This is a genomic window from Heyndrickxia sp. FSL W8-0423 (assembly GCF_038009395.1).
GTDB lineage: Bacteria > Bacillota > Bacilli > Bacillales > Bacillaceae_C > Heyndrickxia > Heyndrickxia sporothermodurans.
The window spans coordinates 18,462-42,210 of the sequence record NZ_JBBPBE010000002.1 but is presented as its reverse complement, the minus strand read 5'-3'; the positions used below and the strand labels follow the sequence as shown (position 1 = coordinate 42,210).

Sequence of the window (23,749 nt, the reverse complement as noted above, 5' to 3'; positions counted from 1 at the left end):
AATAGCAGGTAATGAATACTAAAAATGCAAAATAAAAAAAGAAGAGCACAGCGTTTTAATGAAGTGCTGGTAACACTCATTAAAACGTCCGCCTATCTACACTAGGCAAACACTTTGCTGTACCCTCTACAAGTATTTTATTACTTGCAGATGATTAAAGCAACGGTTTGCTTAAATGTGGCCGTTGCTTTTTCTTATTAAGGGGCAGATTTAGTATGAAAAAGAAAATTGATGTAATAGCAAGCGTGGATTCCTTCCACAATCTTTCTACATTTGACGATATCGAGGATATGAATAAAACTATTCGCGCATACAGAGACGTCGTTAAAACGACCGTAGCACGTTCTGACGTGCAAGCTAGACTAATTGCATTACTTGAAGTATTAAAGCGCCACAGTTGTAAGCAAATAGGTGTTAGCTACATGTCTAAAAATACGATTGCTGATAAGTTGGAGTTATCGTACAAAACTGTACAAAGACTAATGAAGAAATTAGAAGACTTAGGAATGATCCGTCAGATTGCTATGAAGCGTAAAAAAGATATGCTTCAAACAGCTAATGCTGTGCAAATCATTCCGGTAAAAAATGATGTGTCCGACAAGACACCTAGTAAAAAGTCCGAGAAGTGTCCGACCAATAAAACAACTTCTTCTTCCTTAAAACAAAAGATTATTAATAATACACGTAAGGTCGTGTCATTTTCACAAGCTAATTTTGTAGCTTCATGGGTTCCAGATCAATTTGCTAAATTAACGAGTTATTTTTACCAAGAATCAAAAACCATAAATGAATTGTGGAAGGTAGTTAGACAAAATAATCGAATCATCAATCATGTGGAAGGCAAAAGAGCATTTACAGAACAGCAAGAACTACATATTGGAGTCAAGGCATTTAAAGAACTTGTAATGAAGATTAAAGCCGGGAAAAGTGTAAAGAATATTTTTGGGTATTTTAACGGAATCGTTAATAAAATCATGGACAAGCTTTATTTTGATGATGAGTTTATGTCTAATTGATTTCTTCAAAAGTGTGGACGTGAGCTCTTAAATTGTATTGGTTGATCCAGGACTCAAATTTTCGTTTTCTGTTTTTACTTTTTGTAAAAATATAAAGAATTGATAATCGGTCTTGTTTAAATGCATCGATATAACTTTCTATTTTTTTCTTGTTGTCTGACATATCTCGGGTATTATCAATTTCAACAAAGTGAGTATATCCATTTCTGGTGAATGAAGCATCAGCAATAATTTTTTTATTGGCTATTTTTAAGCCACCATTTACAATTATTTCGTGCTTTTTCATATCAGATTTTAATTCAATGACGTGTTCTCTTCGCCAATCCAATGGACAATTGAAGTGAAAATATACTTCATTGGATAGCAATGTGTGTTCTATAAGAGCATTCCGTTTCACTTCTTTTGTAGACCCAATAAATTCGCGTCCATCTTTATTCAAGTAAAGTACCTTTTCTTTATTGAAAAATGTTGTGTGAATGAATGGTTCAAGTTGCTTAACAATCCTACAAGCATTGCGATAACTTTTTAAATCATGCTTTCGTCTTAATTGCTTAATTGTTACCATACCTAGTTGATCTATAGTCATTAATAGACTCTCTATCTTGGTTTGAGTTGATAACAGCATCTTGCTCTTCCTCCAATCGTTTAAACATATACTTATCATCAATGTATGGGACCTGTATAGTACGATTTTTTTCAATTTTATATATTGCTCTTCCTGGAATAGATGGAAGGTCCTCTGCTCCAATATCATCAAGAATAACTCTGCTTGCAATTTGTGCTGCAGCTATAAATGATAACCGTGCCACGATATTCATTTTCACTTGCATAGGCACAGCTTCGCGAGTTGGATATTGAGTACAAAAAATTAGTCTATATCCTAATGCTCCACCAATACGAGCAATTTCGGATAACGCCGATTGACAATACTTTGCATACTTTTTAGCTTCGCCAGAAACAATATCCGGGGAAAGTTCTGCCCCTTCGTCCACAATAATAAAAGTGCGTTTCTGGATAGGTGTGTCGACGATATTTGTATATTGTTTTGATCGCATATATTGTTGACGTTTTTTTAGGTCCTCAATAATATTGGAAAGCAATTCTGTAGACTCATAAATATCACTGGCAACTTCTTTAACTTGTGGAATGCCCATGTAATGACCAAATTCCATACCGCCTTTTAGATCAAGAATATAAAAATCTACATTTTCCATTTGATTCATAAGCAGAGAATAAAACATTTCTTTAATTAAAACCGTTTTACCAAACCTTGTAACACCACCTACAAGCATATGAGGATATTTATCGAAGTCATGATAAAGGATTCCTTCATGATTTTTTCCGATCGGAACCTCCCATTTATCTTGTGTAAGGAGATCATCTGTAAACGACCATTTTTCAGGCAGCTGATTCTTATAAACTTTAATCTTTAGCAGTCCATCGTATTCAAACTCTATATCCTTATTTAATCCGTCTATAATAGCTGATTTTATGCTTTCAAATGCTTCTGAAGGTATTCCTAAGGGTAAGGTGTATAAATAGGTTGAATACTGCTCATTCTCGTATTTCTTGTGTAACTTTGGATATAAAAATGCATCATCCTTTTTAATTCCCACTCTTCTATTTTCAAATATTGTTTGGATTTTCTTTTCATCACTCATTGCTTTCTTTGGTATGAGTGCAGCTCCAGTAATAATTGCAGGAAGTGCTAACCATTCTAACATTTAAACCACCTCACCATAATTTTTCAATAATTTTATTTTCGATTTCTTTATAACTATCAACCTCGCAAGCATCGAATTTATACATGTGATCAAGGATAGATTCATATTCCTCTTTATTCTTACATTCATCAAATAAATTATTTAAATGGCTTGATGAAAATAAGAATGGTTCGTTTAGTTCCTCAAATTGATTTCTTCTTAATCTGTCTTTATTCCATTTGCTATCAGCTACATTTTGAAACATTGACCGTAACATACCATTCACAGACATATTCATCCTCCTATTCCTTGAAGTCTTCATTGAATTATTCATAAGATGTATTGTTCATTGAAGTATGCAAAGTTATATGATAATAGATTAAAATCATGTTTCTTTTTGTTCATTTTAAGTCCGACATATATACATATACCTAAATAAATAGTTTACTAAGTTCCTTCATCAGATAGAAAATTCCTCCGTATTTCATCACCTCCATCACAATAGTAAGAACCGAATCATTAATTGCAATCCCCGATTTATCAAGTAACGCAACACCTACTAAACTTCCACCAACTGCCCCTACCGACACTATTCCAAATGTAAAAGGGTCCATATACTATCACTCTCCCTTCTTTGTATAGTTCATTGTATGGGCGAATGACATAAAACTTGCCTGTCTTTCACAAAAAAATACGATTTTTTGCGTAGTTATTTGTGAAAGGTTATTCTCACGGCTATGTAGAATGAATATAATAGGTGATGAAGATGGTTATCAATAACTTAGGAAAAATCATTAAAAACTCTCCTTTTAATAGGCCATACATTGAAAAGTACATTGGAGTATCAAGGAACACTCTATCCAATTGGTGTACAGGGAGGTCCTATCCAACAATTCCGCAATTATTGAAACTTTGTAAGCTCTTAAACGTAAAAGTAGAGGATTTGTATAAATTGAGGGAGGAAGAAAATTGAAGAAAATATTTGTGGCCACAATGATCTTAATATTGATGGTTGGGTGTAGTGCGAAAACAGATACAAATGAAGAAAAAAACAAAGGAAAAGATAACGAAGAAAAAAAGATTTCGGTTATTGATAAATTACCTAATTTCCCTATGCCTTTAAATACTTTTGTTAAAGAGTTTAATGATAATGCAAAAAGTAACAAGGATGTATTTAATAAAATTATTTTACTGCAAAATCCAAGCAAATTGGAATTTAAACCTATGAACGAAAAAGACGGACCATTGCACAAAGTATTATATACAAATGATACTTTTAATATAAATGCGGTTTTTACTAACGATAAACAGTTCAAAAGAGTTACTTTCGTTCAAATGTCAAAGCCTGACACTGATACAACTAGTGCATTATTAAACATATTTTCTATATTGGATATAGACTCAAATTACTTAAATGATTTTCTAGAAAGTGATGAGAAACATATGTCAATTTCTGAAAAAGGTTATAAAGTGATTTTTTCGCAAGACATGTCAATGTACTTGTTAACTGTTAGTTTTGAAAAAGATAATAATAAAAAATAACCGTCCTAATGGGCGGTTTTAGTCTATGGAGGGATATTTGTGAATACTATCGATTACTTAAATTTAAAGCAAGATTGGACACACATAAAAGAAAGGATATTACACGTTGCTAATCAACTTGAAGGAGACGATAAATACAAGAAAGAAGATGCTGTAAGAGATTTGATTAAGACAATTGAATATATGGATGATAATGAGCCGAGAGCCGTGTATATTGACTCTCATTAAAAGGTTTTTTATGTGCAAAAAAAATAAATTAAAAACTTTTCCTATTTCACTTTACATGTACAAAAATACATGTTATATTACATATACAGTAAAACAAAGAGGAGGAAATGAAAATGAAAAACGTTATGGTAAGAGCTTGGGAAATAGCAAAAGAAGGAGTTAAAAAATTCGGTGGTAAAGTAAAAGAATATTTTGCTCAAGCTCTTACTATGGCATGGGCGGAAATTAAAAATACACCTGCTGATAAAGCAAGAGCAATGTTTATGGATATTTTCTCTCAAGGTAAGAATATGGAAGTTGTAAGAGAAATTGAAAACGGCTATGAAGTAATTATTAAAGGGAAATTACATGAAATCACTTATGTGACAGAAACAGATAATCTTGCAGCTGGTATACGCACTAATGTATTTTTTCGAATCGTTAATACGACAGTTAAAGCAAACAACACATTAACTCGTTTGATTGGAGTGATCCAGTAATGCCCCGTAAATTAGATCTTACTGGACAAACATACGGGATGTTAAAGGTAATAAAAGAAATTGAAGGCATAAGAGTCAAATCAGGAAAAAAAGAAGTAAATAAACGTAGATGGCTCTGTCAATGCGACTGTGGAAACCAACTCCCTGTAATCACTGACAGTTTAAGAAACGGAAACACAAAATCTTGTGGATGTAATAAAAACGAGTGGATATCTGAAAAGAATTCTCCTGACTTAACAGGAAAGCGTTTTTCTAAACTAAAGGTACTAAGGAGAAATTTAGAAAAAACGAATAATAATCACACTTTTTGGGAATGCCAATGTGATTGTGGAAATACAACCGTTGTCGATAGTTCGAACTTGATAAGTGGAAATACGAAAAGTTGTGGGTGTTTATCACCAATAATTTCTAAAGAACAATGCATAAACGAAATGATAAGTATCTATGAAAAGCACGGAAAAGTAACTACAAAAGAACTAAATCAATTACTTACTTTTAGCTATAACACGATGAAAAAGAAATTTCCAAAAATGAAAATCAATGCGATCTGGGATGAAATAATTAAGGAATACGAAAGGAGAAAAAATATTGAACAGTGAACAAATAAAAAAGTGGGTAGATGAAAATCTGCTCACTAAGCAGGAAGCGATGGAGGTTACCCAACAAAGCTTAACCTCATTTAATCAATCGATTGAGGCTGGACGTTTGGTCCCTTTTTATGATCACGGTGTAGATCGTAGTCGTGTAAGATTATATCTTAAAAGTGACGTAGAAGCATATGCTAAGCAAGTTGCAGAGCGTCGGAAAAATCTTAAAAAAAAATAATTAAAACTTTACAAAAAACACTTTACATGTACTTTTATACATGGTATATTATAGATACAGCAAGGGGATAACATAAAAAATAAAAATAATTGGAGGAATGGAAAATGGCAAAGGTATTTTACGAAGACATTTTAGTAGGTGAAGTGGTAACAAACAGAAGTTTAACAGTGGATGAGGCCCTTGAGTTGATCGGCTTTAACGAAGAAAAGTTTATTGAAGAAAACGGATTTGACGATATCGACTATAACGATTTTAAATTAGTTTACTAAGTATTGGGAGGGTTCGCCCTCCTACCACAAATAAAGGAGGAAAATAAAAATGAAAACAGTTGAAAAAGGAATTGAAGTTAGAGTTTATCCTAAATCTTGGGGACGTGAAGTGTATTTTGATACATTGGAGGATTGCTTAGATTACATTGATGTTGATTTTATTCAAGAGAAAGTAAAGAATGAAGCTTGTGCATGGAACGAAGATAGCTTTATAGAATTTGGAATACAAGAAGGTAAAACAGGATTTATATTGAGTGTTTTTGTCAGACTAAGCAATGAAATGGTACACGATTTATATACTAAGGAAAATTAAAAAGAGCGCTATTTAGGCGCTCCTTCCCACTACGTTCAGATGATAATAAAAATAAATATTCTTTATATCCTACTGCATTCAGATAATTAAAAATATCTTAGCATATAGTTTTAAAATTAACAAGCCCTTCTCAATCGAGAGGGGCTTTTAATGTGGAATCGTGATGGAATATTAATTTTAGCAATTGACAATTAAAATATACTACTTAACACGTATTTTTTGATTTGCATAAATTAAATTTTTATCTTTAATGTTTTTGTTTAATTTTAGAATCGCACTAACGGACGTATTATATTTTGCTGCAATCTTGGATAATACCTCTCCTTTACCTACAACATGATACTTAGCTTTTGTTGTGGAAGTAGCAGACTTTTTATTATCTGCTGGATTGATCCATGAGCCAGGAACACTTTTTTTAGATGTAACGTTAAGCATGCCATTAGAACGATTAAATACATAATACGTACCCGCTTTAACAGTACCTTTTGCATTTTTCTTTCCTTTAGCGTCAGCAGCATTAATATAAGCATTTATGGTTTTTACAACAGTGTATTTTTCATCCTTTGGTTTACTTACTGGCTTTGATTCGTGCTTTTTTTCCGGCTTATTCACTGGGGTAGTTTTCTTTTTTCCAGTAAACCACTCAAGATTTTTATCGCCATTTAACAAGTTAAAGTCAAGACCACCATTGTACCAGTCTACTTTACAATACTGCGAATACTGCCATAAGCAACATGGATAATCTGGCTTTTTATCAGGTTTACCGTTGTCTTTTCCGTATCGTGGTAACCACAAGAAATCAGCTTTTACTTTATCTAAATCATATTTTTTATACAATTCGTGGGACACATAAAAGCCCGTTTTATAACCTACATCTTTTAATACGTCGATAAAAGCTTGTGATGCTTTTGCGAGGTCTTTTGTTCCACAAGATTTTACTGTATCGCCTTCCACATCCAAAGCTAAAAATAGAGCATCTTTATCAGCGCGTTTCATGAAATCCTTTGCTTCCACAATTGCGTCATTAACGGATACGAACATGCCATAAGCATAATGGCCAAATGGGATTTTATATTTTTTACAGTTTGCAACATGGTTTTTATACTCACGATCAATCAGATTAGACCCATACTGGACACGAATAATTACTAGATCAACTTCTTTTGCGGCCTTAGCCCAATTAATTGCACTTGACGGTTGATGATGTGAAATGTCCATGATAATTCCCATTATTCATTTTCCTCCTTTTCGTCTTTTTCCTGGATTACATGCAATTTATCAACTAGCACATTAGGCACTTTCAAGCCTAGTTGCGCACAGTTTTCTAAGATGGATAGAATCTCATTAGCGATATAAAAAATGACCGTAGCATAAGCCACAGCCCCACTTAACGATAGTATTTGGTCAATAATATTAGCAGCAATGATAATCCCAAATATGCCGATTTTACGGGCATACCCAAACAATGCATTTCGGCTTCGTAAAGTCTTTTCTTTCCATGCTTTTGCAATTCCAGTTAAAATATCAACTAACATTGCAATAGCTAATAAATCTAAAAATTTTACCGTTCCAAATAAATACACTCTGATTAATTCTAAAGTCATGATTTTTCTCCTCTCAAATAGAAAAAGAGGACAGCGAAAGCCCTCTTTTAACCAAAATAAAAAATCGCCTAATTCATTTAGACGATTTAGTTAAAGATTTTGTATAAGTTATATAATTTGTAAAAACACCATCTGCCCCAGCGTTGATGACACGCTTTTGCTCTGATTTTTCTTTTTTATCGTTCAAGAAGAAAACATAAAGTTTTAGATTGTTTTTGTGCATTTTATCAATTAATTTTTTATCAACTAATTTCGAATCTACTCCGATACCCATGGCATATTTTTTCCACTCTTTTAGCTTCTTATCTGTAAATTCTTTCTTGCTTTTAAAGAGGGTAAGCTGTACCAATGGAACAGATTTGTTCAACTTGTGTATTTTTTGTAGACTCATTGCGGAGTAAGATTGAATCACAACCTTCTTTTTCTTGATAAGTCCTTTTTTGTTTAGCAATTTAACTAGAGGTTCTTCCATTTTGAGTTTGTTATTTACCCGTCTTGTTTCGATGAAATACTTGGTATTGGATCCATATCGATTGATAAGTTCCTCTAAAGTTATGATTCTTTCGTTCTTATACTTTCTATTAAACCAGCTACCGGCATCCAACTTTTTAAGCTGCTTTAAGGTAAAACGGCTTACATCCCCCTTTCCATTTGTAGTTCTGTTTAACGTTGGATCATGCATCAATACTAACTTTTTATCTTTGGTTTCTCGTAGATCCATTTCCAAAAAGTCAGCTTTGTCTTTTACAGCTAGTTTAAATGCAGACATGGTTTCTTCTGGCGCTCGATCATCAGCACCCCGATGTGCAATTATTTCCGTTTTTACTTTTTTCTCTTTTTTCTCTTTTTTTGCATAAACACTATAGGAACAACCCACACTACTTATTGAAAATAAACAAATGATTAAAAATATAATTAATTTTTTCATACTATTAATTTACCATAAATCAGGGTATTTATTACCAAAAATATTAAACTTTTTTGTTATCTTCACTTGTTCCAGCGTTCTTTTCCTTTTCTGCTAACAGTTCCTTTTCCAATTCTTCCTTTTTCTCATTCACCTCCCTTAATTGCTGTTCCAAATTTTGAATTCTTGTAGTATTAATTGAATTTAAACTGACTTGTGTTGCCTTTTGATCAGCAAGTGTTGCGATTTGATTTTTCAAATCATTTATTATAACCAGATAAAATTCTTGTGTTGGAACTTCCATTTTTAAGCCGCCTCCAATAACGCTAATCGTCTATCCAAATCAGCTACTTTTATAATTAGATTTTTGTTTTGTTCTTGCATTGTTTCAAAAAGTTCCTTGATCGCCTGTGAATTAATGGCTGTCATATTGTCAATCGAAATAGACTTTTCGCTTTGAGTTAAAAACTTATCAGACAGACGATAATTATCACCAATGACAGGTCCGAAGGTTGGCTTCACAATCCCTCTATCCAAATCTGAAAGATAATTATATGAATAAAAATCTGTGTTCATTATTTCGTCGAGGGCACTAAAATCAATCAGTTTGATATTTGCTTTTAATGTTTCCGATGATGATTTACTAAGCGATCCTGTATAATCCAAAGTGGCAATACCAATATCGATACGGGAGCCGTTTGTTGTGTTATTCATAAAATATACTTTACCACTGTCTAAACTAGCTATGGTATGATATCCGATTCGCATGTTGTTCGCTTCTAGCCACTTGTCGGAATGGATGAGCTGTGATGCATTTATTTGTCCGTCTGCAAAAATTTCAATTTCATTTTTCCAGTTCGGACTAGTCGTAGAAGCGGTCTGCCCCATTGTTATTTGGTGTGGAGAGACATCAATTCTATCTCTAATCCCGGAAAATGAGCCATCATAGCTACCATTACTGCTTGTATTATAAGCACGAAATTTCATTGCAGATGGTCCGTAGTATGTTTCAGCGAAATAGTTTGTATTGCTGTCTGGAATGTTTACAATTGTTTTGAAACTCAAGTAAGCACTGTTCAGATTATATATACCATTCAATTTTTTTGAGTTGTACGCTGCTGTTTCTTCACTATAATTATATCGACCGGATAAACCGGATGTATCATTTCCTGTGAGAGTAGTAGCGATATTTAATACACCGTTTAATGACATATTTCCACCAAACGTAGCGCTATTAGCAGTTAAATTTCCATACGAATCAACATTAAAATTACTTCCTACTTTTAGGGACCCACCAGTTATGGTAGCGTTATTTGAAATTATGGTCCCGCTGAAAGTACCTCTCTTAGCTACTAAATTTCCGGCAGTATCTACAGTGAAATTACCATTTCCGATATTCAAACTAACACCTGATAAACTACCAGCCGTTACATTACCTAAATCAGCTGATAGTGCGCTTAATTGTCCAACGTTTAAGGTATCAGCATCAATCTTAGCAATAATCCATGCACTACCTGTCCATTTTTTGATAGCAATTACCTTCCCTGTGGAATCAGTCTGAAACCACGTAGAATTGGTTGCTGGATTGCTTGGTGCTGTTGTGCCCATATACGCAATGCCATCTTTTCCGGCAGGCCCTTGAGGTCCTTGGGGTCCTGTTGCTCCTGTATCACCTTTTTCCCCTTTAATGAGCACCCAATTATACTTAGATGGGTCTGTACTATCAGCTGCAGTGTAGTCAGTATATGTGCCCATATAAGCCTTACCTTTTGGAAACTGAGAGAATCCTGAACCATTTGAGTCATCAGCATAGGCAATGTGAAGATACGGAGTTTTCCCGTCTGTTCCTGTTTTTCCTGGTATTCCTTGATCTCCCTTTGGTCCTTGTAGTCCCTGAACAGGTACCCAAGCACCATCGATATATTGGTGAACAGATACAGAATCATCAATATTATTTGTTTGATTCCATAGATCACCTTCTTTCGGATTAATTGGCTCATCTTGACCGTAGAATATATCTGGTTTACTGTTTGCGATATCAACTGCATGATTTGCAATTTGAGTTGAATTAGTAAAAGGAATATCTACACTTCCGCGGACCGCCATTTTCCTCACCTCCTTTAATAGCTGAATTCTCGACTGTTGCCCGCACCAAAACGTGTAGCATATATTTTTCTCTTTGATCTATCAATCGTAAAAACATCCCACGCATCTTCTTCTAGTGATATAAGTGGACGATCAGGCATTTTTCCTGCAAAATCATTTCTTGCTAAAGAATCCAATGTCTGAATAAGGAGCATTCCATTTTTCGTCATGCTGCTATCGTAATGAATATGTCCACTTATGACAGCAATAACTTCCCCTTTTCCTTGACTTGTAAAATTACAAGAAACATTACATGTATAGCCTGTTGTAGTTCCGTTTCCAGTATAGGAAGTACCATTTTTAAAAGCGTTCAAAATACCATACATTATGTCGCTATTAATCTGTGGATCAGAATTGAATGAACCTTGTAATGGCGCATGAGTAAAAATTAAAACTCCCCAAGAATTATCAGGAAGTTTAAGTGCCGTATTAGCGAGCCAATTTAATTGCGCATTACGAAATGCCGACTGCCACATGGCTGGGTATTTATTTGTGCCATCTGCCTGTGTAATGTACGGATTGTCAAAACTATTTAGGCAGATAGCCCTAATTTTTTGAGTAGGAAAATCCTTATAATAATAGAGACTTTCCTTATCACTTACATTTTGAACAACCCCAGAATCAAGATATTTTTTTAATACATTATAACGTTCCGATGGCTGAATAACCGACCTCATCAAATTATTATCCTTGTCGTGAGCATACCAACTATTATCATCATGATTGCCAAACAAAAATAATAATGGGGCATTAATAAAAGATGCTAGTGAGTCAGCTGCATCTTGTAGATCTGTCATCATTAATTTCTTTTGCTCATGACCATCGATTAAGTCACCACCATGGACAACTAAATCAATTTTTGCTTGGTTGGTTAAATATGCTACATTCTGCATATGCAAGGTACTTCTGCTTTTAAGGTTATTTCCGTTTGTGCTGTTAGTTGCATAATGTGTGTCTGTGATAAAAATAACGGATAAAGTATTATCAGTTTGTACTTGAGACAATTCATCCAAAACAAAATCGATTCCATTTTTAAAGTATATAGCTACACTTGGTAAATTACCGTCATCTATTTTACAACGAATCACACATCCTACTACTTCACTTCCGACTGTAATCACATTTCCAATATTTTTATGAGCATCTGACCAAGCATCATCGTAAGTACCATCCGCATTGATTTTCTGCCATACAAATTGAGATATGTCGAGAGTGGATGTGACTTCATCCTTTCCTAGATAAACCCGAATGATAATTCTTTTTTGTGCAGTTCCCTCTGAAAAGTCTAACCCGTCCGGGGCAAAGTATTGGATGTTATAGTTTTTAGCTTGTTCTGCGGCTTCTTGTGCTGCCTTCGCCTTAGCCTGTAATTCTTGAATAATTTCGGGTGTAACAACCTTAATTTCGACGAATTCACCTATAATTACTTTATTATTGAATGGATTTGCTTCGGATTCATCCAATTGAATGACCCTAGCTGATATAGTAAGTTCTGGCTGCATAGAAAAGTCTGTAACTTGGTAGTGATCACCTAGATTTGGCTTATATCCAAGATAAGCTACATCTACATTGTAATTGTATTTTGGATGATTCAATTTTTCCAATTGTTCTTTTCCCCAACTGAGTAAACCATTTTTGTTTAAGATGGAATCATTTACAACATAACCTTCTAAATAATCGCCACTATTGTTATATAAATCGTTGGCATCATCATCGACAATGTAATCCCTGCCGCCATTCACACTAGCGATTGATACTATATTTCCTTTTGAATCCGTTCCACCATAAACATATAGTTTTGTATAAAGCTGTGAATCGTTACCGGTTCTAGTAATCCCTAATAAATCATGGGAGTAGTCTAACCTTTTTCCCTCTGACTCTCCTAATTTCTCCACAATATCTACTAATTTACGAATGATCTTCCCGTTGTAAACTTCTACATAAGCTTTAATTTCTACGGAAAATTGTTGTGTTAATTGATCTAGCCAATATTGAGCGTTGCTCCCTGCACTAAATTCTAGTGATTTAACACCGCCAAAAAAATCATTATTACCAATTTCCCAACCAGATCTTTGAAGGATATAACCGAAAGCATCTTCACTATTAGCGTTAGGCATCGCCTTCGCTGGAACAATTTTATGCGTTAAATCCCATGCCAATAAATTTAATGCTTGTGCTTTTTTTACATGGGTAGGACCAACTGTGTCATCAACCCAATCATAAATCCGATAACAGTAAAAAAGACCATCATTCCCTTTCTTAAGAAGGTGATAGCCTTGTGTCATAAATGCTGTTTCTCGATACCCATATGGAACACTTATTTCTAAAGTGTCAGACCATATCTTGCCCTGATCATCTGCGATTTTTGTACTGCGTAAATCGTTGTAAAACTTACATCCTTTTCCTTGTAAATCAAGAACACCGCAGACATCCAAATTAGGATCCAAAATCGTATACAAGCTATCACCTCTAATTCTTAGTTGGTCTGTATTCGTAATACCATTCGGCGTCTTTTAGATCTGGGTCGTAGGCAAATGTTTTTGGAACCCCGCCTTTTAATGTAGGAAATTGACTGCCTATATAAAAATTCTTCATAAAAATAGCACCATTCTTGTAAACGGTGCGATCTTCACAATTAATTTTCACTTCATCACCTTTACGTATAATGACGGTCGGTACAGATGGAGAACCATTACCACCATCGATAATATTCCATACTTTCACATCACTTAAAGCCATTCCGTTATTCGTATATTTCACTTGCGGATTTGCCGTATCTTCTTCGATATCCCATTTTGCTACATAAACAGCTACACCTGCCAAGGATTGATTATATATATTCTTACTATCTGTCCATTTTGTAACAACGGGTTTATCCCAAACGGGATTGTGTTTGCTGTTACATTTCATAATCTCCACACGAAATTTATTACCAATCTTTTGTAATTCGATATAGCCGTAAAAGTTAGAATAAGTATTCGTCGTTGGGTCCTCCGGAAGAGTAACTGTTTTCCATAATTGCTCGGTTTTCGTCTTTCCTTTGACCTTTACTTTCTTTGTACCGTTTTTTACCTTTATCGTGACAGTATCCTTCTTTTTAGAGTAAATGTTACCTTGACCATAATGGATATTATAAAATTTACTTGAATTCATTACTTGCACTTGAACAATTGCTTTCTTACTTTGACCATTGTCTTTTAAGCTAATTTTACCGATTGCATTTCCGTTATTGTCTAAAAGATAGAGTTCAACTTTACCATGAGCACGTGCATAATATTGATTGTTCCAGAGCCAACAACGTACACGATAGTCTTTATATTGACCATTTAACCACTGCTGCACGATTGGACCATGCCACTTGTTTTTAACAAAGGGACCAAAGTTAGAATATCCAGTACCATCTACTCCTACTCTTAACGCATCACCAGAACTTCGCATTGCTCCACCGACCACACCATTTTCAGGGGTAAAGGTTAAGGTATCTTTAGTGATTGTCGTCCATGTCGCAAGCGTTCCGCAAGTATCGTGAAATACAAGGGGTTCCTTATCTATGGGTAAATTACCTGTATCAGGGTCTACATTTTCACCGATAAATACATAATTCCCATCTTGATCTGTAACAGATAGACTCGTTAAGTCTTTCTTAGGAATACAAGTAAAAATTGGATAACACTCTGCAGAGCCATCTGGTAAAATTGTTATTGGATTTTTAGTAATATCCTTGTTTTGGTATTCCCCATACCCTTTAGGATCCGAACACGAAAAAGTAAGGGTGCATGTAGCCCAATGTGTTTTTTCTACACGTTCCGGAGTTGTTATTCCACTAAAATGACCATAATAGGTATAATCAGATTCTGTACTAAAAATCATTGGGTATTCCCCAGCATCAAATGTCATAACTAATTCGGTAAGTTGATCAATTTTTTGTACTCTTTCTTGTTCAGATTTTGCCGTTATTGTTATTAAAATTTCCCAGATCTTTTGACCATAACTGTTACCCATAAAAATCTTTCCGACCATACCCGGTACATCTTGGACATTTTCGGTTATTTCGGGGGTAACCGGTTTTTTTATTTCATTTACAATGATATCCAAATCCTGTTTTGAATCCACACCACAAAAATTAAATGTTGTACTCATTAAATTGGTGCTACCCCCTTAAAAATATTTCTTGTTTGTTCTCGCCTATCTTTTTCTTTCTTATTGGCTTCATAAATATCTTTTGTTCCAATATATACATTAGAATCTTTTAATACCATTTGAGTTAATAATTCGATTTGCTTTTGCATTAAAGAGATTTGTTGATCTTGTCGACTAACAAATTCTTTATAATCACTATTAGAGTTGGTACTGACATTTGGTAATTGATTAGGTCGTTTATTTCCTTGAATTTGTTTTCCAGCCAATGCCAATAACTTCATAGCATCGGTTCTCCTGCTTGGATCAGTAGGTATAACAAATTCTGGCCAACCACCTTCAGCAAGGCGATACAGCCCCTCATCATTGATTAATCCACCTGTCTTATATCCAACACCTCTATATGCTTTTGAAAGGGAGCCATAACGTGCTAAAGCGTATCTAATAGATGCCAAAATGTTTGATAATGGATCCCAAATATTTGTATTATAACCCGGCATTGCATAAGCCTTAAATGTGGGATCAATAACCTGCATAAGACCTTTCGAAGGAGTTCCTCTTAAGGCATTAATATCCCATAGGTTAATAGCCTTCGGATTCCCTCCCGACTCAGTTTGCATTTGATAGAGTAATCTATCTAAGTTAGCCTTAGTAAATTGTCCTGTCATCGCTAATGCTTTGGATGCTATACCTGCCCATCTTTGCACTCCTGCACCAGCTGAGCCGCCAATACCACCAAACCAATTACCCCATAAATCCTTAATCCAACTTGTAGCCATTTCTCCAATTGATTTTAAAGGGTTACCAGTAAGATTATTCATTATTGATGGTAAAGCAATTTTATTTAAACCAAATTTATCTGTTGCAAAATTCCAAACAGAGTCAGCACCTTTTAAAAACAAATCGAAAAAATCTCCAATACCATCAGCATAACCAGGGAACCCATAAGATTTTAATAATTTTTCAGTTTGCTTGTTTGGTAATACAGATGTACCTCGAGGTAAATTACTAAATAATTCTGGACCGCTTGCTCCTAATAATGTTAACCCTTGCCCCGGAATATGAGCCAACTCTCTACCTTCTTCTCCCACAATAGCAGGACCGCCGGGGTGACCTGTGGAAGGTGTTCCTTTTGCATATTCATCATAAGATTTTGTGGCAGGTTTTAAAACTGCGTTTTGCCGTTTTATTTTTTGTCTACCGTTTTCTTTGATGCTTCCTTTTTTAGCTATTGGTTCTTTTCCAAATAAACCGCGAATCCAGTTAGCTGCACTAAGAACGCCATTGTACAAATTATCCCACTTTGATAATACTTCTCCGGTTTCCCAGTTTACTTGATCCACATGTTCACCGGCTTGGGATTTTGCTGATTTGATAACTTTGATATGCATGTCCTCTGCTTTTGATACAACCTTGTTCCTCTTATTTTTAGCTTCTTGGATTATTTTCTTGGCTTCTTCGGCTGAAATAATACCTAATTCATCACGTGCGGATGTAGCATAAGCGACAGTATCGTTATATTGTTTATTCGCTTCTTTAACTACCTTATTTTTCGTCTCTAAAGACTTTTTCACCGTATTTGCTGCTGTCTCGGCTTCAATAATACTTTTATTATTTTTTAAATTTGTTAAAATGGTTTCTTGCTCTTTTTGACTTGCAGACATTTCTTGTACAGCTTTGGTTCTCATTTGTTCTTGCAATCTTGCAATCTCTTTTGCTTCAGCGTCAGTTATACCGCGTTTTTGATTAGCTGCAGTTGTCCAAATTTCCTTTATCCTTGCTTGACTTTTGGTATGAGCTTCTTCTTCTTTCAATTGATCAGCCTTTAGTTTAGCAAGCCTTTTAGCTTCCTCCTGTTCAGTTAAAACAGAACTTTGATCAAATAAACTTTGTTGTTCTTGCAATTGTTTAGCATGATTCTCCTTCATCGCCTGAAGAATTTTATCGCCCATTTCTTGATATTTAGAAACCATACGTTTTGCCATTCCATCAGTAATCGTTTGAGAAGAATACGCTAAACTATTTAATTCAGCAGTTGCATCCTCATCCAATTTCATGTATGATCCGACTGCCGCTTTAGTTGCATCGGATATTTTACCTTTAAAAATATCACTCTTAATAATAGGTTTGTCCATTTTCTTATCAAGCACAACAAATCCTGCTGCTAGACCCGCGATACCTAGTGTAGTCAATCCTACTGGACCTGTTAATGCGGTCAAGCCTAACCTTAGCCATTTTAAAAATCCGCCAGCTTCGGCGATAGTTTTTGAAAACTTACCAACATTAACAGAAATTGTGGCTATAAATCCGCCAAACGTTCCTAATACTTTAAGAGACGGTCCGATTCCAACAGCTAATGCCGTTCCTGCTATTGCAGAATTTTTTATAAAATCTTTCATTGTTGGGGATAAGTTATCATAACTTGCTTTTATAGATTTTATTTTCTCAACAAAACCAACGAACATTTTTCCAAATTTAACACCAGCTTCTTGAGCAATATCACCCATGTCATCGAGGCGACCTGTAAAGTCGTTAATCATCGGTTTTAATTGTGAAAAGAAGCCACCGCCTTTACCACCTGCATCTAGAAAAGAAGCGCCTAAACGACCGACAGCCGCCCACATGTTTGATATGCTAGCAGTAAATGATTCCTTACCCATTTTCTTAGCCGCGCCACCAATATTTTTTTCGATGGCTTTTAAGAACATTTGGGATGAAATTTTCCCATCGGATGCCATTTTTTTAACGTCAGCTGCAGCCACACCAGCTTCTTCACCTAACCATTGATAAATTGGTATACCTCTATCAGCCAATTGGTTTAGGTTGTCCGTATAGGCTACCTGTGATGTTTGTACTTGGTTGATAATACTTCCCATTTCACTCATGGATGCTCCTGCAATGGCAGCCGCATCACCAGTAAGCGATAAGTATCTAGTTAACTCTTTACCTGGTTTAATGCCAGCAGCTACTGCGCTCGCCGCTGTCGTTGCCGCCTCGTCCATTCCATAAGATGTACCTTTCACCGAATCAAGCGCTGAAGTCATAATCAGATCAACACTTTTAGCATCATGGCCAAGACCTTTTAACTTTGCTCTAGCTGTATCTATACCAACTAGACGACCAAACCCTTTGACCAACGCTATACCCGCTAATGCGGACGCTGCCCCAACGGCGGGCTTAGTGATTTTATTGGTTAAATTTTGTCCAAGTTCTTTTGTTTTGTCGGAAATAGATTTCAAACCGTTGCCAAATTTAATGAGAGAGTCGCCAGCTTTAAAAAGAGTGGAGTTTTGTATTTTTTGTTGCCGCTGAAATTCCTTCATTTCTTCTGTGACATTTTTAATATAGCGTTCTAGGCTGTTTAGCTTTGCTGCTTCATTGTTGTATGCACGAGCCGCTTTTTCTGCTTCTGTCGAGCCTTCTCCATGCTCTTTTACCATCTTTTCATAGCTTTTTTGAGCTTTGTCAACGATTGCTTTTTGCACTTCAATCTTTTTATTTAATCCACTTATACGGGATTCGTATTTATTAATAGATTTATCAGCACGATCAAAGACAGATAGATTGGCCTTCATTTCACTGTTAACCAAACTTAGCTTGGATTTTAAGTCTTTTAGACCGCTGTCTATTTTTAATGTATTTAAATCTAAGCCTATCGAAAGCCCTTCGATTTTTTCCACACATTCACCCTCCTTTCTTCAAAAAAATAAAAAATCCTTAACCCCCGAATGCAGAGATTAAAGATTTTGTCTGTTTAGGTTTATTCCGTTCAAGTAATATCTCAATTAGAAAATGATAGGGCATGGCTAAAATTTCATTGATATCCTTACCTTGTTCCATAAAGTCGAGAATAAGTTTATCTAAATATTCCTTTTGTTTTTGCGGAGTAAAATCCGCATCTGTTAGCGATTCTTCTCCGCTAAATACTTTTTTGTTTCATCCGATTGCCGTCCTCGCGCAATAAATAGTATTTGTTCTTGGAGGGTTTCGATTGCATCGGGTCCATGTAAACCATTAAACAACTCATCTTTTGTAAATTGATTACCATATAATTTCGAAGAAACGAAATTCAATAATTGGTCCATTAAATCTATTTCCTCATTAGCATCTATTTCACCTGATAGGCTCTTATCAATTGTCTCTACTAAATCAAGTGCTTCATAAACAACAGAAAGTGGGATAAATACAGGGGTGAGATATTTTTCTGTAACTACTTCCCCTTCTTTTACTTCTTTTACAAGCTCAATCATATTTCGTTTTAAATTAGCCATTTATAAACATCCTTTCTAATTTAGATAACTAAAAAAGAGCAAGCGTTATGCCTGCTCTTTAATTAGTACTTGATTCTGCTTATTTTTTGTGGACGACAACTCTTTGATTCGTGCTGCAGTAGGTTTCGGTGCTCCTTCTGCTGGATAAACGTCGTCCTTTATATAAATCCTGTTATTATCCTGTAAATCTTTGAAATCATGAACGACTACATACTTTTTTTCTTTTTTAGGAGTTTGCTTATTTTCTTTACTCATATTTTATGCCCCCTCCGGAACTGTATCAGTTGGATAAGCTTTTCCAAAAACCTTCATAAATAAAGCGTCTCTATTTTTCGTTTGTCCAGCTGGATCATAACCAAAGATCACTGATTTATCTTTAGAAAAACCATCGACCTTACGATCCATGAATTGTGCTGCAATTTCTTCTGAACTAAATTCAGTGTTTTCTCCTTTTGTCTGTCCAGTGACATTCGGGCGAGTAAACATTCCCTTTGGTAAGCCGACGTATTCTCGGGATCCATCTTCATAAGTTTTTGCAAATACTACGGCAACATATGGAGGGTTATCCTCACTACCTGCAGCAGTAAGTCCATCAACCGTTTCCCACCCTAACAATTTTTCTTTATCCTGGATTGGTATTTTGTGAAATTGTGATGACACCGATATGTTACCACTTGATACAGCTAATTCAGCCGTCTTATTATCACCAAACGCACGAACAATTTCTTGGGGCATTTCAACATTAATATTTTGTAAAAACTTCACACGTTCAATATAAGCTGCAGTGGTTCCTTCTCCTATTTCACCGTAGAAAAATTCATCCACACCTGTTGAAGCACGATATACTTTCTCTTCTGCCAAATTAATCACTCCTTTAAAATAATAAAAAAAGACAGCTTATAAGCCGTCTAAATCGTTTCTATATATTGTTCCTCGGTAACGCCTGGCGTCACGAAAGACACCTTCTTTATACTCTTGTGGTCCACTCTGCTGTTTAAAACCAAATTGGTTCCACATGACGTTACGAATCTTGTCCGCGATGGTATTAGTCACTACTCTATTAGGAGACCAAACTTCGATTTGAAAAAGACAATCGTATGACAACCATGTATCATCTGCAAAATCCGAAGGGGATGGAGCATCTAATAGATCAATAATAATAAACGGTGCCTTAACGTCTCCTGTTTCGGGATACTCGTAATATTTAATCCTGCCATATGCTTGGTCTTTAATATATTGATCAGCAATTAAGGCATTATAAATAAGACTTAAAATATCCATTATAATCCCTCCTTAATTGCATTTTTAATGGCGCTACGATAAGCCTTTTCTGCATTTTTCAATGCTCTTGCCACCGCACCCTTACCTGGTGGATTTGGATTATTTATTGTTCCCCATTCGTTCAAGTGAATAATGCGATACCTTCCTTTAGGGCCGCGCCAATGTACTTTAATTGTTCGTACTCCAGCAATCCACATTGGTTCTGATATGGTAATTTCCTCAATTGATGCTCCTGTGTCTTTAAACGATTCGAATTGACTTCTCAGTTCTTTAACAAAAACCTTCGCACCAGATAATAAAGCTTTATCACTAATTCGTTGTATTTTAGCTTTATCAAAGCGTTTTTCGAGTTCTTTCAAAAGTTTTTCTTGCCCAGTTATCTTGACACTCATTCTTTTAACTCCGCTATGATTCTTATAAAATCTTTATTTTGTAAATCAGGTTGAACACCTTTGACATTATATCTATGATTTTTATACAACGGATGATCGATAGATAAATAGTGTTTGTTTGTAGGAATATAATCCATTTGTGGATCCCTAATCGTTATGGTTAAATCAGTTAAGGTTCCATTTGCTTTGGCAGTCTCCAAATCCTTCATCCACACACTATCAATCTTCGCCCAGGCTTCATACAAAACTTTCTTTTCAACTTCCCCCGGTTCCGGTCCTTCATTAGGCGCAAATTCATAAAAAGTGACAGGAGTACGTAAATCACCCGAATTAACCCGCGGTGGTTTATATTTAAATGGATCCATCGTCTTTAACCTCCGGCATTAGCGATAATCCTAAACTTGTAATATCACTAAGGAAATTGTCCTCGAAGTATTCAAGGGCATCATTATAAGCGTACCGAGTACGTTCGAATACTAACTCTTTTGCTCGTATATCCGTATCCTTTTCACCGTAAATATCAAAATTACCACAACTAGCTTTAATGGCAGTAATAGAAAAGGACAACAATTGTTTTAAATTGCTGTCCTCATTGTGAGAAATATGCATACGGTCTTTAAATTCTTTTAACAATTCATCTGTGATCAATTAGATCACCTCTCTTAGGCTCCTTCTGGTTCGGAAACGGATGTGCTGAATTTAATATCCAAATCGTATAGTAGAGCCGTTTTATTATCTTCTGGCTTACCATTAGCAAATTGCTTAATTGTATAAAGCATAGCATCTTCAATTGCAAGAGTTTGGTCAAACTTATTAGTCTTGTAACCTCCAGCTACTGCTGCAAGATATTTCCCTTTTACAAAGAATAATGCTTTCTTTTCAGGGATTTCTTCCGACTCAATCACTTGAATATTATAAGGTAGAGAAGTCACCCACTGGCCTGTGCTTGTTTGAATAGTATTGCGGGCCTGTACACTAATAGCGTCTATAGGGTTTACCACCATGGCCACTTTGTTTAGCACTTTACGAGCTTTATTTTTGGAGTCTGTTGATAAAGCCTTAATAACATCATGTAATTCACCAGCAACCACTTCGCCAAATTGGGAAGGAGCAAATGTTAAAGTACCGCTAGATGTTTTATCTGTTACCGCACCATTTTCAGCAACATTTTTCATTAATCCGATTGGTTCATTTTTAGATGGTCCTCGACCGTTTACAAGTCCATATTCTAAACCAACAGAATAAGACTCAACTAATAGAGTACGAACATAGCGTTCAACCCATTCTGGTCCGAGGTCTAGCATATCTTTTGGAATTACTGCAAAAGCAGTTAGTTTCAATTGGCCAATTTGTTCTTCGCTAAATGCTGCACCGATTTGACCTTTAATTTCCCCAAATAGTGCACCCCAAGCATATGCTTTAGTAGGGTCTGATTTAATAAAACGAGTGACGGCACCTAAATCTTGTAATCCAATAGCACTAAGTAAAGGATGTTCAGTTGTTAAATCCTCAAAAATACGTTCTTGAGTTGTAACAGGAAGGATAGAGTCTTCGTTAAAACCCCCGAACTCAATGACCTCATTAAAGAATTTTCTCTCTGTGGAAGTTAATACATTTTGACCGCGTGCAGCTAAAATTTGTGCATCGTGAACCTCATTACGTGCTTCATTTGTGATTTGTTCTGTTAAATCAGTTTGTAGGGCAGTAAACATTTCACTAAATGCATTTTCTAACTGCTCGGGAGTTGAATCCTCCGCTTTCATCACATTCATATAAGCTTGCTTTTTCGCTTCGAAATTTTCCATTTTACCTTTTAGTTTCATTGGCATAATTTGTTACCTCCATTTTTTAAGTAAATTAAAAGAACCATTTCCTTTGTTTTCCACAGTTGTTGTGGAAGTAGGGGATGGTTCTTGTTTTTGATTATTTGGTTTTAAAGTGTTTTTCAATTCATTGATAATGTTCTTTTTCTGTTCAAGGTCTAATACGGAATTAACTATGTTGTTAGGTTCTTCTAATTCGTCATCTTCTGAACCTTCCGCTTTATTAGCAAATCCAATTTCTACAGCCTTTTTAGCGCTGAACCAAGTTTCGCTATCTACCTTTTCGCGAATCTCCTCGCGACTTACTTTAGCCTTCGTCATGTAAATATCAATAATACCTTCTTCTAGTTCCTCAAGCACGTCCGCTTCTTTTCTCATATCGCGCTTACTTCCCCAGACCAAACTTCCTGCCTCATGGATCATGAGCATTGATCCAAGTTCCATTACCAATTCATCTGCAGCCATAGCAATGACCGACGCTGCCGAACAAGCATATCCATCAACGTGTATAGTTACTTTGCCATTATGTCGCTTTAGTCGATTAAAAATAGATATTCCATCAAATGCATCGCCCCCTGGGCTGTTCAAGTTAATGACAATATCATTTGTTCCCGCAGCATTCAACGCCTGATCAATATCGCTGGCTGAAAAAGAATCGGAAAACCATGCATCTCCGATTACTCCGTAAATAGTGATATTGGTAGTCTTTGTTTCTTCATCGTGTACAACATTAAATTTTTGAGGAATTTGCTTAAGTTGTTCAACATATGACTGATTCTTGAATTGTTTAAAAAAATCTTCTTTCGTCAACATT

The 23,749-nt window shown here is 35.4% G+C and carries 31 protein-coding genes; 9 read left to right on the top strand and 22 right to left on the bottom strand.

Annotated elements, in window-relative coordinates:
- The first annotated feature begins 215 nt into the window (after window positions 1-215).
- Window positions 216-1,016 (top strand): helix-turn-helix domain-containing protein, encoded by an 801-nt coding sequence (locus tag MKY81_RS20990; RefSeq protein WP_341118881.1) that lies wholly within the window; start codon window positions 216-218, stop codon window positions 1,014-1,016.
- Here MKY81_RS20990 and MKY81_RS20985 read toward each other — a convergent pair.
- The 4 genes from MKY81_RS20985 to MKY81_RS20970 form a co-directional block, all read right to left on the bottom strand.
- Window positions 1,009-1,581, bottom strand: a complete 573-nt coding sequence (locus MKY81_RS20985) for a hypothetical protein (protein ID WP_341118880.1) — start codon at window positions 1,579-1,581, stop codon at window positions 1,009-1,011. The genes MKY81_RS20990 and MKY81_RS20985 overlap by 8 nt on opposite strands.
- Window positions 1,568-2,740 (bottom strand): FtsK/SpoIIIE domain-containing protein, encoded by a 1,173-nt coding sequence (locus tag MKY81_RS20980; protein WP_341118879.1) that lies wholly within the window; start codon window positions 2,738-2,740, stop codon window positions 1,568-1,570. The genes MKY81_RS20985 and MKY81_RS20980 overlap by 14 nt, the downstream gene beginning before the upstream one ends.
- Window positions 2,741-2,750: 10 nt before the next feature.
- The gene (locus MKY81_RS20975; protein ID WP_108073030.1) at window positions 2,751-3,011 is read right to left on the bottom strand and encodes a hypothetical protein; all 261 of its coding nucleotides are present in this window, start codon (window positions 3,009-3,011) and stop codon (window positions 2,751-2,753) included.
- A gap of 139 nt (window positions 3,012-3,150) precedes the next feature.
- Entirely contained in the window at window positions 3,151-3,333 is a 183-nt protein-coding gene (locus MKY81_RS20970; RefSeq protein WP_108073029.1) for a hypothetical protein, read from the bottom strand.
- Between the two features lie 146 nt (window positions 3,334-3,479).
- On the opposite strand from MKY81_RS20970, the gene MKY81_RS20965 reads away from it, so the two are divergent.
- The 8 genes from MKY81_RS20965 (at window position 3,480) to MKY81_RS20930 (ending at window position 6,375) form a co-directional block, all read left to right on the top strand.
- The gene (locus MKY81_RS20965; protein WP_341118878.1) at window positions 3,480-3,692 is read left to right on the top strand and encodes a helix-turn-helix transcriptional regulator; all 213 of its coding nucleotides are present in this window, start codon (window positions 3,480-3,482) and stop codon (window positions 3,690-3,692) included.
- Complete coding sequence (locus tag MKY81_RS20960) at window positions 3,689-4,261, top strand: hypothetical protein (protein ID WP_341118877.1); 573 nt, start codon at window positions 3,689-3,691, stop codon at window positions 4,259-4,261. Before MKY81_RS20965 ends, MKY81_RS20960 begins: the two co-directional genes overlap by 4 nt.
- Before the next feature lie 39 nt (window positions 4,262-4,300).
- On the top strand, window positions 4,301-4,489 hold the full coding sequence (locus tag MKY81_RS20955) for a hypothetical protein (protein WP_341118875.1): 189 nt from the start codon (window positions 4,301-4,303) through the stop codon (window positions 4,487-4,489).
- Window positions 4,490-4,602: 113 nt separating this feature from the next.
- The gene (locus tag MKY81_RS20950) at window positions 4,603-4,968 is read left to right on the top strand and encodes a hypothetical protein (protein ID WP_341118874.1); all 366 of its coding nucleotides are present in this window, start codon (window positions 4,603-4,605) and stop codon (window positions 4,966-4,968) included.
- Window positions 4,968-5,567, top strand: coding sequence for a hypothetical protein (locus tag MKY81_RS20945; protein WP_107958001.1), 600 nt, complete (start codon window positions 4,968-4,970; stop codon window positions 5,565-5,567). Before MKY81_RS20950 ends, MKY81_RS20945 begins: the two co-directional genes overlap by 1 nt.
- Window positions 5,557-5,793 (top strand): hypothetical protein, encoded by a 237-nt coding sequence (locus MKY81_RS20940; protein WP_341118873.1) that lies wholly within the window; start codon window positions 5,557-5,559, stop codon window positions 5,791-5,793. Before MKY81_RS20945 ends, MKY81_RS20940 begins: the two co-directional genes overlap by 11 nt.
- 104 nt (window positions 5,794-5,897) lie before the next feature.
- The gene (locus MKY81_RS20935) at window positions 5,898-6,062 is read left to right on the top strand and encodes a hypothetical protein (protein ID WP_341118872.1); all 165 of its coding nucleotides are present in this window, start codon (window positions 5,898-5,900) and stop codon (window positions 6,060-6,062) included.
- A 49-nt stretch (window positions 6,063-6,111) separates the two neighbouring features.
- Window positions 6,112-6,375: a hypothetical protein gene (locus MKY81_RS20930; RefSeq protein WP_341118871.1), complete on the top strand. Its 264-nt coding sequence runs from the start codon at window positions 6,112-6,114 to the stop codon at window positions 6,373-6,375.
- Between the two features lie 201 nt (window positions 6,376-6,576).
- Here the strand turns inward: MKY81_RS20930 and MKY81_RS20925 are convergent, their stop codons facing one another.
- The 18 genes from MKY81_RS20925 to MKY81_RS20840 form a co-directional block, all read right to left on the bottom strand.
- Entirely contained in the window at window positions 6,577-7,605 is a 1,029-nt protein-coding gene (locus MKY81_RS20925) for a GH25 family lysozyme (protein WP_341118870.1), read from the bottom strand.
- Window positions 7,605-7,979, bottom strand: a complete 375-nt coding sequence (locus MKY81_RS20920; protein WP_341118869.1) for a phage holin family protein — start codon at window positions 7,977-7,979, stop codon at window positions 7,605-7,607. Before MKY81_RS20920 ends, MKY81_RS20925 begins: the two co-directional genes overlap by 1 nt.
- Window positions 7,980-8,052: 73 nt before the next feature.
- Window positions 8,053-8,907 carry a glycerophosphodiester phosphodiesterase family protein gene (locus tag MKY81_RS20915; protein ID WP_341118868.1) on the bottom strand — a complete coding sequence of 285 codons (855 nt, stop codon included), beginning with the start codon at window positions 8,905-8,907 and terminating at the stop codon, window positions 8,053-8,055.
- Between the two features lie 43 nt (window positions 8,908-8,950).
- Window positions 8,951-9,190 (bottom strand): hypothetical protein, encoded by a 240-nt coding sequence (locus tag MKY81_RS20910; RefSeq protein ID WP_341118867.1) that lies wholly within the window; start codon window positions 9,188-9,190, stop codon window positions 8,951-8,953.
- Between the two features lie 2 nt (window positions 9,191-9,192).
- Window positions 9,193-10,992, bottom strand: coding sequence for a tail fiber domain-containing protein (locus MKY81_RS20905; RefSeq protein WP_341118866.1), 1,800 nt, complete (start codon window positions 10,990-10,992; stop codon window positions 9,193-9,195).
- A 14-nt stretch (window positions 10,993-11,006) separates the two neighbouring features.
- Complete coding sequence (locus MKY81_RS20900; RefSeq protein WP_341118865.1) at window positions 11,007-13,490, bottom strand: phage tail spike protein; 2,484 nt, start codon at window positions 13,488-13,490, stop codon at window positions 11,007-11,009.
- A 10-nt stretch (window positions 13,491-13,500) separates the two neighbouring features.
- Window positions 13,501-15,171 (bottom strand): distal tail protein Dit, encoded by a 1,671-nt coding sequence (locus tag MKY81_RS20895; protein ID WP_341118862.1) that lies wholly within the window; start codon window positions 15,169-15,171, stop codon window positions 13,501-13,503.
- On the bottom strand, window positions 15,171-18,848 hold the full coding sequence (locus tag MKY81_RS20890; RefSeq protein ID WP_341118861.1) for a tape measure protein: 3,678 nt from the start codon (window positions 18,846-18,848) through the stop codon (window positions 15,171-15,173). Before MKY81_RS20890 ends, MKY81_RS20895 begins: the two co-directional genes overlap by 1 nt.
- Before the next feature lie 37 nt (window positions 18,849-18,885).
- A complete protein-coding gene (gene gpGT / locus MKY81_RS20885; RefSeq protein ID WP_341118860.1) occupies window positions 18,886-19,008 on the bottom strand; it encodes a phage tail assembly chaperone GT in 123 nt (40 codons plus the stop codon).
- A gap of 62 nt (window positions 19,009-19,070) precedes the next feature.
- The gene (gene gpG, locus MKY81_RS20880) at window positions 19,071-19,439 is read right to left on the bottom strand and encodes a phage tail assembly chaperone G (protein ID WP_341118859.1); all 369 of its coding nucleotides are present in this window, start codon (window positions 19,437-19,439) and stop codon (window positions 19,071-19,073) included.
- A gap of 45 nt (window positions 19,440-19,484) precedes the next feature.
- On the bottom strand, window positions 19,485-19,694 hold the full coding sequence (locus tag MKY81_RS20875) for a hypothetical protein (protein ID WP_341118858.1): 210 nt from the start codon (window positions 19,692-19,694) through the stop codon (window positions 19,485-19,487).
- 3 nt (window positions 19,695-19,697) lie between these two features.
- On the bottom strand, window positions 19,698-20,300 hold the full coding sequence (locus MKY81_RS20870; RefSeq protein WP_341118857.1) for a major tail protein: 603 nt from the start codon (window positions 20,298-20,300) through the stop codon (window positions 19,698-19,700).
- A gap of 36 nt (window positions 20,301-20,336) precedes the next feature.
- Window positions 20,337-20,720: a hypothetical protein gene (locus tag MKY81_RS20865; protein ID WP_341118856.1), complete on the bottom strand. Its 384-nt coding sequence runs from the start codon at window positions 20,718-20,720 to the stop codon at window positions 20,337-20,339.
- Window positions 20,720-21,112, bottom strand: coding sequence for a hypothetical protein (locus MKY81_RS20860; RefSeq protein WP_341118855.1), 393 nt, complete (start codon window positions 21,110-21,112; stop codon window positions 20,720-20,722). The genes MKY81_RS20865 and MKY81_RS20860 overlap by 1 nt, the downstream gene beginning before the upstream one ends.
- Window positions 21,109-21,477 (bottom strand): phage head completion protein, encoded by a 369-nt coding sequence (locus MKY81_RS20855; protein ID WP_341118854.1) that lies wholly within the window; start codon window positions 21,475-21,477, stop codon window positions 21,109-21,111. The genes MKY81_RS20860 and MKY81_RS20855 overlap by 4 nt, the downstream gene beginning before the upstream one ends.
- The gene (locus MKY81_RS20850) at window positions 21,464-21,721 is read right to left on the bottom strand and encodes a phage gp6-like head-tail connector protein (protein WP_341118883.1); all 258 of its coding nucleotides are present in this window, start codon (window positions 21,719-21,721) and stop codon (window positions 21,464-21,466) included. Before MKY81_RS20850 ends, MKY81_RS20855 begins: the two co-directional genes overlap by 14 nt.
- Window positions 21,722-21,774: 53 nt before the next feature.
- A complete protein-coding gene (locus MKY81_RS20845) occupies window positions 21,775-22,941 on the bottom strand; it encodes a phage major capsid protein (protein ID WP_341118853.1) in 1,167 nt (388 codons plus the stop codon).
- Between the two features lie 6 nt (window positions 22,942-22,947).
- Window positions 22,948-23,748 carry a head maturation protease, ClpP-related gene (locus MKY81_RS20840; protein ID WP_341118882.1) on the bottom strand — a complete coding sequence of 267 codons (801 nt, stop codon included), beginning with the start codon at window positions 23,746-23,748 and terminating at the stop codon, window positions 22,948-22,950.
- Between the last annotated feature and the right edge of the window lies 1 nt (window position 23,749).

Coding starts and splice junctions, on each gene's coding strand:
- MKY81_RS20990 (WP_341118881.1), top strand. CDS start 216: ATGAAAAAGAAAATTGATGTAATAGCAAGCGTGGATTCCTTCCACAAT.
- MKY81_RS20985 (WP_341118880.1), bottom strand. CDS start 1,581: ATGGTAACAATTAAGCAATTAAGACGAAAGCATGATTTAAAAAGTTAT.
- MKY81_RS20980 (WP_341118879.1), bottom strand. CDS start 2,740: ATGTTAGAATGGTTAGCACTTCCTGCAATTATTACTGGAGCTGCACTC.
- MKY81_RS20975 (WP_108073030.1), bottom strand. CDS start 3,011: ATGTCTGTGAATGGTATGTTACGGTCAATGTTTCAAAATGTAGCTGAT.
- MKY81_RS20970 (WP_108073029.1), bottom strand. CDS start 3,333: ATGGACCCTTTTACATTTGGAATAGTGTCGGTAGGGGCAGTTGGTGGA.
- MKY81_RS20965 (WP_341118878.1), top strand. CDS start 3,480: ATGAAGATGGTTATCAATAACTTAGGAAAAATCATTAAAAACTCTCCT.
- MKY81_RS20950 (WP_341118874.1), top strand. CDS start 4,603: ATGAAAAACGTTATGGTAAGAGCTTGGGAAATAGCAAAAGAAGGAGTT.
- MKY81_RS20945 (WP_107958001.1), top strand. CDS start 4,968: ATGCCCCGTAAATTAGATCTTACTGGACAAACATACGGGATGTTAAAG.
- MKY81_RS20935 (WP_341118872.1), top strand. CDS start 5,898: ATGGCAAAGGTATTTTACGAAGACATTTTAGTAGGTGAAGTGGTAACA.
- MKY81_RS20930 (WP_341118871.1), top strand. CDS start 6,112: ATGAAAACAGTTGAAAAAGGAATTGAAGTTAGAGTTTATCCTAAATCT.
- MKY81_RS20925 (WP_341118870.1), bottom strand. CDS start 7,605: ATGGGAATTATCATGGACATTTCACATCATCAACCGTCAAGTGCAATT.
- MKY81_RS20920 (WP_341118869.1), bottom strand. CDS start 7,979: ATGACTTTAGAATTAATCAGAGTGTATTTATTTGGAACGGTAAAATTT.
- MKY81_RS20915 (WP_341118868.1), bottom strand. CDS start 8,907: ATGAAAAAATTAATTATATTTTTAATCATTTGTTTATTTTCAATAAGT.
- MKY81_RS20910 (WP_341118867.1), bottom strand. CDS start 9,190: ATGGAAGTTCCAACACAAGAATTTTATCTGGTTATAATAAATGATTTG.
- MKY81_RS20905 (WP_341118866.1), bottom strand. CDS start 10,992: ATGGCGGTCCGCGGAAGTGTAGATATTCCTTTTACTAATTCAACTCAA.
- MKY81_RS20895 (WP_341118862.1), bottom strand. CDS start 15,171: ATGAGTACAACATTTAATTTTTGTGGTGTGGATTCAAAACAGGATTTG.
- gpGT (WP_341118860.1), bottom strand. CDS start 19,008: ATGGAACAAGGTAAGGATATCAATGAAATTTTAGCCATGCCCTATCAT.
- gpG (WP_341118859.1), bottom strand. CDS start 19,439: ATGGCTAATTTAAAACGAAATATGATTGAGCTTGTAAAAGAAGTAAAA.
- MKY81_RS20875 (WP_341118858.1), bottom strand. CDS start 19,694: ATGAGTAAAGAAAATAAGCAAACTCCTAAAAAAGAAAAAAAGTATGTA.
- MKY81_RS20865 (WP_341118856.1), bottom strand. CDS start 20,720: ATGGATATTTTAAGTCTTATTTATAATGCCTTAATTGCTGATCAATAT.
- MKY81_RS20860 (WP_341118855.1), bottom strand. CDS start 21,112: ATGAGTGTCAAGATAACTGGGCAAGAAAAACTTTTGAAAGAACTCGAA.
- MKY81_RS20855 (WP_341118854.1), bottom strand. CDS start 21,477: ATGGATCCATTTAAATATAAACCACCGCGGGTTAATTCGGGTGATTTA.
- MKY81_RS20850 (WP_341118883.1), bottom strand. CDS start 21,721: ATGCATATTTCTCACAATGAGGACAGCAATTTAAAACAATTGTTGTCC.
- MKY81_RS20845 (WP_341118853.1), bottom strand. CDS start 22,941: ATGCCAATGAAACTAAAAGGTAAAATGGAAAATTTCGAAGCGAAAAAG.
- MKY81_RS20840 (WP_341118882.1), bottom strand. CDS start 23,748: ATGTTGACGAAAGAAGATTTTTTTAAACAATTCAAGAATCAGTCATAT.